This window comes from Chelonobacter oris, from assembly GCF_000772535.1.
Taxonomy (GTDB): Bacteria; Pseudomonadota; Gammaproteobacteria; order Enterobacterales; family Pasteurellaceae; genus Chelonobacter; species Chelonobacter oris.
In genome coordinates this window covers 1-13,222 of the sequence record NZ_JSUM01000033.1, presented here as the reverse complement: position 1 = coordinate 13,222, position 13,222 = coordinate 1, and the positions used below count along the sequence as shown (strand labels likewise).

Annotated in this window: 11 protein-coding genes; 5 read left to right on the top strand and 6 right to left on the bottom strand. The window is 45.3% G+C overall.

Annotation, left to right across the window (positions count from 1 at the left end; genetic code table 11):
• Positions 1-139 precede the first annotated feature (139 nt).
• Both OA57_RS12190 and xthA read right to left on the bottom strand, forming a co-directional pair.
• The gene (locus tag OA57_RS12190; RefSeq protein WP_034618274.1) at positions 140-907 is read right to left on the bottom strand and encodes a TIGR01619 family protein; all 768 of its coding nucleotides are present in this window, start codon (positions 905-907) and stop codon (positions 140-142) included.
• 14 nt (positions 908-921) lie between these two features.
• A complete protein-coding gene (gene xthA / locus OA57_RS12185) occupies positions 922-1,725 on the bottom strand; it encodes an exodeoxyribonuclease III (RefSeq protein ID WP_034618272.1) in 804 nt (267 codons plus the stop codon).
• A 152-nt stretch (positions 1,726-1,877) separates the two neighbouring features.
• Between xthA and OA57_RS12535 the strand changes: the two genes are divergently transcribed.
• The 3 genes from OA57_RS12535 to OA57_RS12170 all read left to right on the top strand — a co-directional run bounded on the left by OA57_RS12535 (position 1,878) and on the right by OA57_RS12170 (position 4,960).
• On the top strand, positions 1,878-3,602 hold the full coding sequence (locus OA57_RS12535) for a L,D-transpeptidase family protein (protein WP_235424678.1): 1,725 nt from the start codon (positions 1,878-1,880) through the stop codon (positions 3,600-3,602).
• 163 nt (positions 3,603-3,765) lie between these two features.
• Positions 3,766-4,326, top strand: a complete 561-nt coding sequence (locus tag OA57_RS12175) for a YcbK family protein (RefSeq protein ID WP_034618270.1) — start codon at positions 3,766-3,768, stop codon at positions 4,324-4,326.
• Position 4,327: 1 nt separating this feature from the next.
• Positions 4,328-4,960 carry an MBL fold metallo-hydrolase gene (locus tag OA57_RS12170; protein WP_034618269.1) on the top strand — a complete coding sequence of 211 codons (633 nt, stop codon included), beginning with the start codon at positions 4,328-4,330 and terminating at the stop codon, positions 4,958-4,960.
• Between the two features lie 59 nt (positions 4,961-5,019).
• Here the strand turns inward: OA57_RS12170 and OA57_RS12165 are convergent, their stop codons facing one another.
• Positions 5,020-5,952, bottom strand: a complete 933-nt coding sequence (locus OA57_RS12165; RefSeq protein WP_034618268.1) for a Kdo(2)-lipid IV(A) acyltransferase — start codon at positions 5,950-5,952, stop codon at positions 5,020-5,022.
• 120 nt (positions 5,953-6,072) lie between these two features.
• Between OA57_RS12165 and hldE the strand changes: the two genes are divergently transcribed.
• On the top strand, positions 6,073-7,503 hold the full coding sequence (gene hldE, locus OA57_RS12160; RefSeq protein ID WP_034618266.1) for a bifunctional D-glycero-beta-D-manno-heptose-7-phosphate kinase/D-glycero-beta-D-manno-heptose 1-phosphate adenylyltransferase HldE: 1,431 nt from the start codon (positions 6,073-6,075) through the stop codon (positions 7,501-7,503).
• Between the two features lie 32 nt (positions 7,504-7,535).
• Here the strand turns inward: hldE and hemH are convergent, their stop codons facing one another.
• From hemH to ydiJ, 3 genes are read right to left on the bottom strand one after another with little or no spacing between them, the layout of a single operon-like run.
• Complete coding sequence (hemH, locus tag OA57_RS12155) at positions 7,536-8,495, bottom strand: ferrochelatase (RefSeq protein WP_034618264.1); 960 nt, start codon at positions 8,493-8,495, stop codon at positions 7,536-7,538.
• Positions 8,496-8,497: 2 nt separating this feature from the next.
• Positions 8,498-8,923, bottom strand: coding sequence for a hotdog fold thioesterase (locus OA57_RS12150; protein ID WP_034618261.1), 426 nt, complete (start codon positions 8,921-8,923; stop codon positions 8,498-8,500).
• An 8-nt stretch (positions 8,924-8,931) separates the two neighbouring features.
• Positions 8,932-12,006 carry a D-2-hydroxyglutarate dehydrogenase YdiJ gene (gene ydiJ / locus OA57_RS12145; protein WP_034618260.1) on the bottom strand — a complete coding sequence of 1,025 codons (3,075 nt, stop codon included), beginning with the start codon at positions 12,004-12,006 and terminating at the stop codon, positions 8,932-8,934.
• A 394-nt stretch (positions 12,007-12,400) separates the two neighbouring features.
• Here ydiJ and OA57_RS12140 point away from each other — a divergent pair.
• Positions 12,401-13,222: outer membrane beta-barrel protein (locus OA57_RS12140; protein ID WP_034618258.1), on the top strand; the 822-nt coding region annotated here is incomplete at its 3' end.

Below are 13,222 nucleotides of genomic sequence, written 5' to 3'. Positions count from 1 at the left end.
GAAACCGGAACCGAATTAAAAAAGCTAAAGGCTAAAACCGGAACCGAGCTAAAAAATCAAATTAAAAATTACTAGTGAATAAAAATAAGAGAAAGAAGTCAAGTGCGGTTTGTTTTTGTTGACCGCACTTTAGGTCAGTTTAATGTAGTGGTTTTTCTGAAATTGTAAGCATTTGGCATTCCCAGCCATTATATTCTCCACCGTAATCGGCAGCTCGAATCTCTAGTTCTTCAACCAGATTGAAAATAGTGTCATCATCTAAATTGGCTTCATGCTGGAATGTGGCTAAATAGAATGTTTCCCCGTCATACTGCACAGGGTTCTCAGTATAATGAATTTCGAAAGTAAGCTGTTGTGCAAAATAATCGATAAATTCATCCATCAAGTCCGGATTTTCAAATTGAAATTTATGCGTTATCTGGTGAGGTAGTGAGAGATCCTCCCCTTCTTTCAATAATAAAGCCAGTGTTTCCGCCGTGGCATTCAGTTTCATTTCCAGTGGTGAAGGCAGCAAGAAATCATAATATAAATCCCAATTCGGATCTGCCTGACTGTAGAGGTTATCAGCAGAGATAAAATCCATTTCCAGCAGCGTTGTTTTAAATTCTGTCACATTTTTTGTGTAAAAATAAAGGGTAACGTTTTCTTCCGAAATAATATAACCGGCAAATAGGCTGTCACTGATTGCCATCAGCGGTAGCAGACTTTGGGAAAATTGATCCAAATGTTGCTGAACATTCGTTGTGATACCGCTCGATGAAATTAATGCAATTGGGATTGAAAAATGCAAAACATATTGATACTGTCCGGCTGCTTCCGTTTCCGCCATTTCCAGATTAACGGTGATAAGGGCTTCTTTATCTTTGATCGAGGTTCGATAAGCTTGCCAGTTATATTTTACTTCCATTACAGCGGATTCCATTATTTAAAAGAGGCCCAAACAGGCGCATGGTCGGAAGGTTTTTCCATTGCTCGAATATCGAGATCGATTCCGGTTTCAATGCAGTGCTGTGCAAGTGCGGTATTGGCTAAAATGAGATCGATTCTTAATCCTCGGTTATCATCAAAGCCTTTAGAACGGTAATCGAACCAAGAGAATTTATCATTCGCGGTCGGATTCATTTGGCGGAAAGTGTCACTCAAGCCGAAATTTAATAACTGTTGCATCCATTCTCTTTCCTCCGGCAGAAAAGAGCATTTGCCTGTTCTTAACCAACGTTTTCTATTTTCTTCACCGATCCCGATATCCAAATCTGTCGGACTGATATTCATATCGCCCATAATAATGACGGCATTTTCGCTCGGTAAATGATTTATCAGATAATCTTGCAGATCTGCATAAAACCGGGCTTTTGCCGGGAATTTAGTTGCATGCATACGATTTTCACCTTGCGGGAAATAGCCGTTAATAACCGTTAGTACTCCGTGGTGAGTATTGAAGTCGGCCATAATTATCCGCTTTTGTGCATCTGCACTATCGTTTGGGAACCCGTACCGTACCGCTAAAGGTTGTTGTCGGCAAAGCAAAGCGACGCCATAATGCCCTTTTTGCCCGTAATGAAAAACATGATAGCCTAGATTTTCAACCAAATGGTGGGGAAAGTCTTCATCGGAAACCTTGATTTCTTGTAAGCCGATAACATCGGGTTGATGTTTGGCGACAATGGCTTCCAATTGTGCTGGCCTTGCTCTTAATCCATTGATGTTAAATGATAAAAATTTCATAGAAACTCGTGTTAATATCCAAATGATGAATTTTAACAGAATTAGCCTGAACTGTCTGTGTTGTTTCCTCGCTTTTATAGGATAAATTTATATTTAACCCTTTGGTTAAATTTGTTAAAATAACAGCAATTTTTTACAAAAAAGGTTGAAATATGTTCACAAAAAACAAGGTATTATACTTATCTCTTATTGGTAGCCTACTTTGTTCTGCTCCGGCATTTTCGGAACAGCCGGTCACGGAACGCGCGACAAATGAAGTACAGCCACAGGCACAACAAGTTGCTGATGTTGCGGTACAAGTGGCAGAAACGGCGACACAGGTAGAAACAGAGGAAAGCCAAGAGGCTGAAGCTGAAAGTGCGGTCGAAACTGCGGCACAGTTAGCCGCAACACAAATGGCACAAGAAAAATTACAGCAAATTTTAGGTGAAACCAACGTCCAATTTGCCACGGAATTGGCGGAGCTCTATGCGGAAAACCGGTTTTCCCCGATTTGGGAAAATAAAGCCGCTGAAAAACGGTTTTTACAACACTATGTCGTATGGGTATTAAGCGGCGTTTCCGGCTATGCCGCAGAGGAACTGTCGCTGATCAGCCAAACGACGGATCCGATGATTCGTGATATTTTACTCAGTGATGCTTTTCTGAATTACCTTTATTATCAGGAGAATTTAAAAAAATCTTCAACAAAATGGCTATACGGTAGCAGCGGTTACAAAGCCGGATTACCAAGTCAGGACAGATTGGCGGATTGGAAAAAATCGATTGCGGACGGAGAATTAAACGCTTTTGTCGAAAGCCTGATACCGACCAGCCGGCGCTACCGACAGGCAGCTGAAAAAGTCTTGCAATCACTGCCCGACAGTATCGGCAGTTCGATTACCGTCAGTGAAACCTTAAAACCGGGGATGCAGACTGCTGATGTAAAAAATCTGGCGGCAATTTTGAAAGAAAAAGGATTTCTCGCTGCCGATTACAATAGTGATATTTATCATGATGAATTGCTCGATGCCGTCAAACGTTTTCAGGCTGAAAACGGGCTGACCGCAGACGGGATTGTCGGTGCCGGTACGCGTAATGTCTTGAATCGAAATTTGAGCAGTAATTTGTACAAATTATCGATCAATGCGCAACGTTTGAGTATATTACCGGATCAAACCAACGGGATTTTCGTTAATATTCCGACTTATCAACTGCGTTATTACCGTGACGGTAAACTGGTTTTGGACTCTAAAGTGATTGTCGGTAAGAAAGATCGCCAAACGCCTGTAATGTCCAGCCGTTTGAGTAATGTCGTCGTGAATCCGCCTTGGAATGCGCCGGTGCGCAATATTAATCAGGATATTATCCCGAAAGTACGTCAGGATCCGAGCTATATTTACCGCAAAGGGTATACGATTATTGACGGTAAAGGGCGAACCATTGATCCCTATACTATTGATTGGGAGAATATGACGGTGAAAAACTTCCCGTATCGCTTACGTCAGGCGCCGGGCGGGGACAGCGCTCTGGGTAACTATAAATTCAATATGCCGAGCAGCGATGCAATTTATTTACACGATACACCGTCAAGAGGCTTGTTTGCCCGCCATGATCGCGCATTAAGTTCAGGTTGTGTCAGAGTGCATAAAGCGGATGAGCTGGCGACCTTGTTGCTGCAAGAGAATGGTTGGAGCAATGAACGGAAAAAACAGGTATTGGCAAGTAAAAAAACAACCTCCGCCAATTTGACCAAACGTGATGATGTTTATCTATATTATGTGACTGCCTGGGTAGACAACGGCAAGATTTATACCGCACCGGATATTTACGGTCATGATAGAAAATTGGCTAAAACCAATGTGAATTGGAAAGCGGTAAAAGCAATGTTGTTCTAAATTGCCGAAATTATCACATATATTAAAAAATAATAAAAAAGCTATTGATTAATAGCTTTTTTTATGGTTTTCTAGCGCATATTCTTTAAAAAATGAACTTGTTTTGTTTTTTATAGTCGAAAATAAGATTCTATTCACTCTTTTAATATCAATTTAAATACTTATGACCGAAATAAACAACTCGCGCCGCAAGTGGTTGGCTTTAGGCGGTATCGTACTGGGCGGCACGCTGTTGCCGGGTCAATTGTGGGCAGCCGTTTCAACCCCGAAACCAAGGGTGCTGACATTTAGAAATATCAATACGGGAGAGCGTCTCAGCTCAACATTGAAAAACGGCAAAATTGCGAATAATTCCGATCTAAAAAAATTGGATCATCTGTTAAGAGATCGTCGTAGTCAAAAGGTTCACCGCATGGATCCCCGTCTTTTCAGCAAACTTTATCAGATTCAGGGTAAGTTAGGACTTCGTAATACCGAAATCCAAATTATCTGTGGTTATCGTGCGCCGGCAACCAATGCGGCAATGAGTGCGCGCAGTCGCGGCGTCGCAAAAAACAGCTACCATACCCGTGGTGAAGCAATCGATTTTCGAATTGATGGCATTTCGCTTGCTAAAGTACGCAAAACGGCAACCGGCTTGAACAGCGGTGGCGTCGGTTATTATCCGCGCAGTAATTTTGTGCATATCGATGTCGGTCCGAACCGCACTTGGAGCGGCAGTTGAGATGAATGTTGAAATTATTCCGGTGACGGCTTTTCAACAGAATTGTTCGATTATTTGGGACGATCAAAAAAAGGCTGCGGTTATTGATCCCGGTGGTGATGTTGACAAACTGATTCGGTTTATTGAAGAAAACGGTTTGCAGGTGCAGAAGATTTTATTGACGCACGGCCATCTTGATCATGTCGGCGCGGCAAATAAACTGAAGCATTATTTTCACATCGATATTTTCGGCCCGCATATTGACGATAAATTTTTATTCGATTCGCTGCCGGAGCAGTCACGCCGTTTCGGTCTGTTTGAAACCGAGGTGTTTTATCCTGATCATTGGTTAAACACTGAGGGGCAGATAATTGAAATCGGTGATATTCAGTTTGAAATATTGCATTTGCCGGGGCATACGCCTGGGCATATCGGGTTTATTGAACATCAGAAAAATGTAGCATTTACCGGTGATGTTTTGTTTTACCACGGTGTCGGTCGTACCGACTTTCCTCGCGGCAGTCATCAACAGCTGCTGTCTTCCATTAGAGAAAAATTATTCAATTTGAATGCGGAAATGATCATTATTGCGGGGCATGGTTCGGCAACTAAAATCGGCATTGAAAAGCAGGATAATCCGTTTTTGAAAAATTAGCTTTGCCTTTGTATTGAAAAACCCGCGATGAGCGGGTTTTTGTTTTGCGCAAAGCGGTTTTAATAAAGTGACGGATCGTTTTCATTCGGCCGTGTTTTAAAGCGGCGATGCAACCACATATATTGTTCGACCCCTTTCAAGATCTCTTTTTCAACCAGTTTGTTCATTAAGGTGGCAATTTTGGTCTTGTCGGGAATCTCCGGAAAAACATAGGGCTCGGTAATGGAAACATGGTAGCCGGCGCCATCGTCTTTACGTAATGGGGCAAAGGGCACGATCTTAGCTTTCGGTGAAGATTTAAGTAAATAATAAGAACCGGTAGTAGTCGCTGCATCAGCTACGCCGAAAAACGGGACGAAAACCGAATTTTTCCGCCCATAGTCGTGATCCGGCGCATACCAGATAGTATCTCCGTCACGCAATGCCGTGATCATACCGCGTAAATCTTTGCGATCCAGCATGGATTTATTCGAACGGACACGTCCTTGAAACTGTATCCAGTCAAAAGCGGGGTTGTCGTTCGGGCGATAAACCCCGACGCCGGGATGGTAGATACCAATTACCCTTGCGCCTAACTCCAGCGTCAAAAAATGAATACCGACCAGAATGATCCCTTTTTCACCGCTGTTGGTCAAATGTTCCAATCCGCTGACCGTACACCATTTTTTTATCCGCTCGTCTGACCAAAACCATGCCATGCCGGTTTCGATAATCCCCATGCCGACGGAACGCAAATTTTGTTCCAAAATGCTTTCACGCTCAAGTGCGGTTTTTTCGGGAAAGCAAAGCGCAAGATTGCGACGGGCGATGGCAGCCCGCTTTTTGCCGACAGACAATTTGGAAAAAAGCCAGCCGAGAGACGTGCCGATTCTGAATAAAACAGGATAGGGCAACAGCAGAATCAGGCGAAAAACCCCCAATCCCGTCCAAAAAAGCCAATATCGAGGGTGGAGAAATTCTTTTTTAAATTGCGGTAACTGTTCTTGTGCCATTCATTTTTCCTGCATTTTCGTCTCAATATTAAGGCGCCTATTCAGCTTATAGTTTAACGGAAAAACACGTAAATAAACATTTTTATGATAGAATCGGGAAAATTTTCTCAGGAGCAAAATATGACACAATATTCAACACAATTTAAGCAAGCCAAGGTTTTGGTGCTTGGCGATGTGATGCTGGATCGTTATTGGTTCGGCGCGACCAACCGTATTTCGCCGGAAGCGCCGGTACCTGTCGTCCGGGTGCAGAATAATGAGGAAAGAGCGGGCGGAGCGGCGAATGTCGCAATGAATATCGCTGCGTTGAATGTGGCGGTAAAATTGGTCGGGTTAATTGGACAGGACGAACCGGGACAGGCATTGGAGAAAATATTGCGTCAACAGCATATCGGCTGTGATTTTGTGGCGCTGAATACTCACCCGACAATCACCAAGTTGCGGATTTTATCCCGTCATCAGCAATTACTGCGTTTGGATTTCGAAGAAAATTTTCATGATGTACAAAGTGCGGTTTTACTGGAAAAATTGCAACAATCGGTGACGGAGTACGGCGCCTTGATTTTGTCCGATTACGGCAAAGGCACGTTGAATGATGTGCAAAAAATGATTCAAATCGCACGACGTGCCGGTGTGCCGGTCTTGATTGATCCGAAAGGTACGGATTTCGAACGTTATCGCGGAGCGACCTTGCTGACACCGAATTTATCGGAATTTGAAGCAGTCGTGGGGCAATGTATCGATGAGCGGATGTTGCTTGAAAAAGGACTGAAATTAATCGCCGATTATGAACTGGAAGCGTTATTGGTCACCCGATCGGAAAAAGGCATGACGTTATTGCGTCCGAATGCCGAGCCTTTCCACCTGCCGACGGAAGCGAAAGAGGTATTTGACGTGACCGGTGCGGGCGATACGGTAATCAGTGTATTGGCAACCGCACTTGCCGATGGGCGCAGTCTGGAAGAAGCTTGTTATCTGGCGAATGTTGCCGCCGGAATTGTGGTCGCTAAATTGGGAACCTCAACGGTCACGCCGGTCGAATTGGAAAATGCGATTCACCATCGGGACGAAATCGGCTTTGGAATAATGGACGAAGTGCGGTTGAAAGAGGTCGTTGCCGGCGCAAAAGCCAGAGGTGAAAAGATTGTGATGACCAACGGTTGTTTTGATATTTTGCACCCTGGACACGTCTCTTATCTGGAAAATGCACGTAAATTAGGCGATCGTTTAATTGTGGCGGTCAATTCCGACGAGTCGGTGAAACGTTTGAAAGGAGAAAGCCGCCCGATTAATTCCTTGAACGCCCGCATGGCGGTATTGGCCGGCTTATCATCGGTGGATTGGGTGGTTGAATTTAAGGAAGATACACCACAACGCTTGATTGGGGAAGTTCTGCCGGATTTATTGGTCAAGGGCGGCGATTATAAAGCCGAGGAGATTGCCGGCAGCCAAGAAGTATGGGCAAACGGCGGTGAAGTGCGGGTATTAAACTTTGAAAACGGCTATTCCACCAGCAGCGTTGTCAAAAAAATTCAGCAGTTGGGAGAATAAACCAAAGGGGCAATCGCCCCTTTTTTACAACGTTATAACCGCACTTCAATTAAATTCGCCAATAACCGAATATGATCGTCCGAATCATTCAACGCCGGAATATAGCGGTAAGTGTTGCCGCCGTGATGTAAAAAGATTTCGCGGTTTTCTTCGGCGATTTCTTCCAGCGTTTCTAAACAATCTACGGCAAAACCGGGGCAGATAACGGCAACTTTTTTCTGTGTTTCGGCAAGCTGTTGCAAGGTTTCATCGGTGTAGGGCTGTAACCATGGCTCTTTGCCGAAACGGGACTGAAAAGCGACTTGCCATCGCTCAGCGCTTAAACCCAGTTGTTGTGCAACCAAAAGTGCGGTTTGGCGGCAATGGTCGGCATAGTAATCGCCTTCCTGTTGATAGCGTTCAGGAATGCCGTGAAAGGAAAACAGCAACAGTTCATCAGGCTGGAGTGTCGGGCGAATGCTGTCGACAAGGGCGGTGATATACTGCGGATGATCATGATAATGATGGATAAAGTCGATTTGCGGCATGGCACGATGTGCTTTCAATGCCGCGGCAAACGCATCAAAAACGCTGGCGGTCGTGGTGCTGCTGTATTGCGGATACAATGGCAATACTATAATTTTATTCATATTTTTAGCAATTAATTTATCTACCGCACTTTGCATTGACGGCTCACCGTAAGTCATCGCCAGCTCGATTTCCGGTTCGGTTTGTTGTTGATGAAAATAGCGGCGCAATTTCTCAACCTGACGTTGCCCGATAGCCAGCAGCGGCGATCCTTGTTCAGTCCAAATCGATTGGTACAGTTTGGCAACCCGTGGCGAGCGCTTTGGCAAAATGAAGCAATTTAAAATCAATGACCATTTTAAACGCGGCAGATCAATTACGCGCCGATCGGATAAAAATTGTTTCAGGTAGCGTTTGACCGCACCGGTTGTTGCTGAAGAGGGCGTGCCTAAATTGACCACTAAAACCCCGATTTTATTTTTCATGCTTATCCTTGTTTATTGACCACCGCCAGTGTTAAGCGTGCGGTGCAACAGCGTTGTAATTGTTCGTCGTAGAGATTGATTAGCCAGACTTGTGTCGTTTTGCCCAAACGGGCGGGCGTGGCACGGGCGGTGACGGTATGGCCTTTTTTTACCGGACGTAAATGGCTGGCGTTGATTTCGGTGCCGACCACAAAATAGCCTTCTTCCACACAGCCGAAGCCGGCCAATGAGCCGACGGTTTCGGCTAAGGCGGCGGAAATGCCGCCGTGCAGATAACCCATCGGTTGACAGCAGCGTTCATCAACCGTCAATTTGGCCTCCAGCCAATCGTCGCCTTGCGCACTGAATGTGATTCCCAAGTGGCTGACGGCACTATTTTCGCAGAATTGGTTAAGTTGTTGCAATGTCAGCGGCTTCTTCCAGATCATGTTATTTCCTATTGATTAAATAGCGACAGTAAGGCTTGTAGCGGGTGTTTGAGTTGCCATTGTTCCATGCGTTTGACCTGACTGCGACAGGAATAACCGGTCGCCAGACAAAATTGCGGATCGTATTTTTTTAGTTTTTGTTGCCATGAAAGGCTATAAATGGATTTTGACATCGCCAAATGCTGTGTTTCATGGCCGAATGTGCCCGCCATGCCGCAGCAACCGACGGTTTCACTGTGCAAGGTTTGTCCGAAACGGGCAAATATCGTTTGCCACTGTTTTGGGCTGTTCGGCAGCGCAGTGGCTTCGGTGCAATGTGGAAACAGATACCAAGTGCGGTTGTCATGCCGTTGGTGCAGCACCGCACTTTGCAGGTTTTCGCTGTCGAGTTGCTGTAATAACCATTCATGCGAAGTCAGTACATGAAATGGATTTTGTTGCTGTAGGATTTCAGGATATTCTTCGCGATAAGACAACACAATGGCCGGATCAACGCCGACTAGCGGCATTTCCAGTTTGGCCAAGCGAGCCAAAAAGTCGGCTTGGTTACGTGCAGTTTTGGCAAAACGGCTTAAAAATCCTTTGATATGTTGTGCTTTTCCGTTCGGCTTAAACGGCAATACAACGGGCTTGAAACCGAGCTTTTGACTGAGTGCGACAAAATCGGCGACGACTTTGGCATCATAATAGGACGTAAACGGGTCTTGCACAATTAGCAACATCCGATTTTTTTCAGCGGCGTTCAATTTTTCCAGTTGTTCCAGTGAGTATCCTTGATAACCGATTTCGACCAATTGTTGCTGTAATGACGGATGACTTAGGCTTGGCAAATCTACCATGCCGATGGTTTTTTTGGCGAGATAAGCCGTCATGTTGGCTTCGGTGAAAAAATTGAAAAAGCGTGGTGCTTTTGCCATCAGCGGGGCGATATATTCCACATTGGCAACGACATAATCTTTTATCGGTCGCAGATAACGGCTGTGGTAAAAATGGTTGAATTGCGCGCGGAAAGCCGGGACGTCAATTTTAATCGGGCATTGGGCGGCACAGGCTTTGCAGGCAAGGCAAGTATCCATTGCGGCTTTGACTTCATGAGAGAAATCGTATTCGCCCTGTTTGTGGCGCCAACTGTTACGCACTTTCTCGACCAAATCGGTCAGTTTGGTTTGTTGTGGTTGATGAAAATCCAATTCTGCCGGGGTAATGTTTTGTTCGCTCAATAGGCGTAACCACTCTCGCAGCAACGCTGCGCGCCCTTTGGGTGAAAAAGTGCGGTCGCGGCTGACCTTCATCGACGGACACATGGTGCTGTGCACATCAAAATTAAAGCATAAGCCATTCCCGTTGCAATTCATGGCGCCGGGATAATCTTCACGCAATGCCAGCGGAATTTGGCGATCAAAATCGGCACGCATTGAGGAGGTGATCGGATAAAGTCCGCTATCGGATTCCGGCGGCGTACAGATTTTGCCCGGATTCAACCGATTGTGCGGATCGAATAATCCTTTGATATAGCGCAGTTCTTGCCACAAGGCTGCACCGAAAAAACGCTCGCCGTAATAAGAACGCATACCTTTGCCGTGTTCCCCCCAAATCAAACCGCCGTATTTTGCGGTCAATTCCACGACCTGATCGGAAATGGTTTTGAACAATTTGACCTGTTGGGGATCACATAAATCCAACGCCGGGCGCACATGCAGCACGCCGGCATCTACATGGCCGAACATGCCGTATTTTAAGCCGTGCTGATCGAGCAATGCCCGAAACTCACTAATATAATCCGCCAAATGTTCGGGCGGTACGCAAGTATCCTCCACGAACGGAATCGGTTTGGCGGTGCCTTTGGCATTGCCGAGCAGCCCCACTGCTTTTTTGCGCATCGCATAAATTTTAAGAATGGAATCTAAATCGGCGCAAACCTGATAACCGATAATACCGTCTTGCCGTTTGGCAATGCGTTCGTCCAGCAACTTGCAAAGTGCGGTTACCCGATTTTCAATCGCTTTTTCTTGATGGCCGGCAAACTCAACGATATTCAGCCCTAAAATCGGATCATGGTTGTCTTCGGTTAATAACGCACTGACCGAATGCCAGACAATGTCCTGTTTGGCAAGATTCAGTACGCTGGAGTCGACGGTTTCCACCGAGAGCGCTTTGGCTTGCAGCATCAGGGGCGCATTGCGCAGTGCCGCATCGAACGAATTATATTTGATATTAATCAGCGTGCGGTATTTCGGTATCGGCAACAGGTTCAATTTGGCTTCGCAGATAAATGCCAGCGAGCCTTCCGAACCGGTTAAAATCCGACTCAGATTAAATTGGCTTAAATCGTGGTTAAAGACATTTTTGAGATCGTAGCCGGTCAAAAAGCGGTTAAGCTGCGGCAGCTCGGATAAAATACGGTCTCGATTTTGTTTGCAGCAGCGGTAAACCGCTTGATGAAGCCGTTGTGCGTGCGGTTGTAAAGGCGTTTCGTCCTGCTCCAGTGTCTGGCTCGGCATGGCGTCACTCTCCAGAATGTCGCCGTTAATCAGTACGGATTTTAATGCAAGCACGTGATCTGAGGTTTTGCCGTATTGCAAGGATCCCTGTCCCGAAGCATCGGTATTAATCATGCCGCCGATGGTCGCGCGGTTGCTGGTAGAGAGTTCCGGTGAGAAGAACAGCCCGAACGGCTGCAAATACTGATTCAGCTGATCTTTCACCACGCCGGATTGCACCCGCACCCAGCGTTCTTCCGGATTAATTTCCAAAATTTGATTCATATGGCGTGAAAGATCGACAATGATATTGTTATTTAGCGATTGACCGTTGGTGCCCGTGCCGCCGCCGCGAGGCGTAAAAGTGAGCGCAAGAAAAGGCGGGTGCTGCGCCAATTTGGTTAACCGCACAATATCGGCTAGTGATTTCGGGAATAAAATGGCTTGCGGCAGTTGCTGGTAGACACTGTTATCGGTCGCCAAACTCAAGCGGGCGGCATAGCCGGATTCAATGTCGCCTTCAAAATCTTGCTGTTGAAGTGCGTTCAAATACTGAAGAGCGGTTTCGCTCACTTGTGGGATTGTGTGCAAACGGGGTAGCATAATGGTGTCCGGATCCAGTCAGTGAAAAGTCGTGTTCCGATACAGTTTAACATATCCGTCGGATGAAAAAAGTGTAAAACAAATCGGAGAAAATAAAAGATGATGCCAATTGAATCGTGATTCAATGACGTAATATATGTAAAAAAAATGTTCGTTTTTTGGTAAATTTGATTAAAAAATGAACTTAAATGGAAAATATTAGTCCAATTAGGTTGATTTTAACGCAATTGCCTATAATAATAGCAGCATACTCAGAGAGCATCCTTCAGGGAGATTTGAGTATAAGATTGTAAATCAGCCGGTTTTATGGATGATAAACAGTCTGGCTTAACCGATTATTTCAATTAATTATATTCGATCGGTAAAAACTCAACTAAATGAAGAGGAATTTAAAATGAAAAAAACTGCAATTGCATTAGCTATCTCCGGTTTGGCATTAGCTTCCGTTGCTCAGGCAGCGCCACAAGCCAATACTTTCTATGCAGGTGCTAAAGCGGGTTGGGCGTCTTTCCATGACGGTTTGACTCAATTTGAACATTTGACCGACAACAATGGTGTCGTTAGAAATACCGGACATGAACGTAACTTCGTCACCTACGGTGTATTCGGTGGTTATCAAATCACTGATTACTTGGCAGTTGAGTTGGGTTATGATGATTTTGGTCGTGCCAAATTGAAATACAAAGGCGACACTACGGCTAAACACACTGCACACGGAGCACACTTGACATTAAAAGCAAGCTATCCGGTATTAACCGACCTGGATGTGTATGCTCGTGTCGGTACCGCACTTGTCCGTTCTGACTACAAAACTTATGACAGTGCCTTTGGTCTGCGCGGTACTCGTGGTCACGACTTAAGAGCTTCCGCAGTATTTGCCGGCGGTTTGGAATATGCCATCATTCCATCTTTGGCATTACGTGTTGAGTATCAATGGCTGAACAATGTCGGTAAAAAATCCAACTCGTTCAGTACTGACTACCGTCCGGATATCGGTTCCGTCTCTGCCGGTTTAAGCTACCGCTTCGGTCAAGGCGTTGCCGCTGCCCCTGAAATCATCACCAAAAAATTCGCTTTCAGCTCTGACGTACTGTTTGATTTCAACAAATCAAGCCTGAAATCAGGTGCCGAACAAGCATTGGACGGTATGACTACAGATGTTGCACAATCCGGTTTGGCTTCACCTAACTACAATGTAGCAGGTTACACAGACCGT